1 pseudogene is annotated in these 1,163 nt (G+C 47.1%); it reads right to left on the bottom strand.

The window, feature by feature from the left end:
- Positions 1-500: 500 nt before the first annotated feature.
- Positions 501-1,163: pseudogene (locus F6K53_RS44220) on the bottom strand (ATP-binding protein); the annotation flags it as partial.

Genomic DNA, 1,163 nt, shown 5'->3' with positions numbered 1-1,163 from the left:
CATGAAGGATTTTTTTGGCTGGTGCGTGTCCATTCCGGCTAATTGCTTCGAGTCTTTGCCTTTGCTCTGTACTCAGTGCAATCTTGTCCCGTCTTCCTCTACCCATGGTTCTCACCGCTCCCTGGCTCTATTACACTATTTTAACATGGTCACTCCAGTAGGGTGCGTTAGGGGGGGCCTCATTTTCTCGGTAGCCAGGGTTATGTTGCTGCCCGTAACGCACCACCTTGTCAAACAACAAAAATGAGATGCACCCATTTAAACTGTATATTATTGAAATTAATTAAAAAAGTGGTGCGTTACGGGGTGGGCTATTTCAACCAGGGGCGAAGAGGCTGAAAATCAGGGTTAGCCCACCCCTAACGCACCCTACGCGATCTGGCTACGGATAACATTAGGGCGAGCCCGTCTTATCACGCACCCTACACAACTCTCTGTTCCCTGTTCCCTGTTCCCTGTTCCCTGTTGCCTGTTGCCTGTTGCCTACTTCTGCAAGAAGTCTAGCTTCCATTCAACTCTTTGGCATCAGCTAACACCGGATTGATATCATACCAACATCCGTGACCATTACAATACTCAAACACAAACAAACTCTTCAACAGGATTTGGTATTCCTCCTCACCCCTGACAGTTTTGTGTTCAGCCACATGTCTGAGCAATTGCCACTCATCCGGTGTAATTGCCCTGCTCAATTCATTGCGACGCTGACTAATCACCCTTTCTACCAAGTTACGAGATAAAGGCAGCTCATCTTTTTTGAGGCAGTTACGGAGCAGCACCAGCAAGTTCCTGACATGACCCCCACTGACTAGACACAGCCGATCCAATGTCTGTGGGGTATCAAACACTTTTGTAATTAAACTGAGCCGTTGCTCTGGCTCTACATTTGGGAAGGCTCTGGCTAAGACCATCTGTCGCAACAAAGCAATTCCGGCATCACTGGGACTACCATCTTGTTCTTGTACCCTTACCATCGGTAACAGTAGGTGCTCACAACCAAACCGATTTCTGAGGTTTTCTTGGTCATTGGAAAATGCCAAAATCAGGGGAATGGTGTAGACCACATGGCATTTGAGTTGATTAAGATACTCCCCCCGGTCTACAAACAAATATTCTGGCTGATTCCGTTCCCGTGACTTAAGTTTATTATCAATCCGGTCAAG

The sequence above is a fragment of the Moorena sp. SIO4A1 genome, from assembly GCF_010672065.1.
In the GTDB taxonomy this organism is placed as follows: domain Bacteria; phylum Cyanobacteriota; class Cyanobacteriia; order Cyanobacteriales; family Coleofasciculaceae; genus Moorena.
Note: the sequence above shows the minus strand (reverse complement) of the source record. Positions and strands in the feature narration are given on the sequence as shown.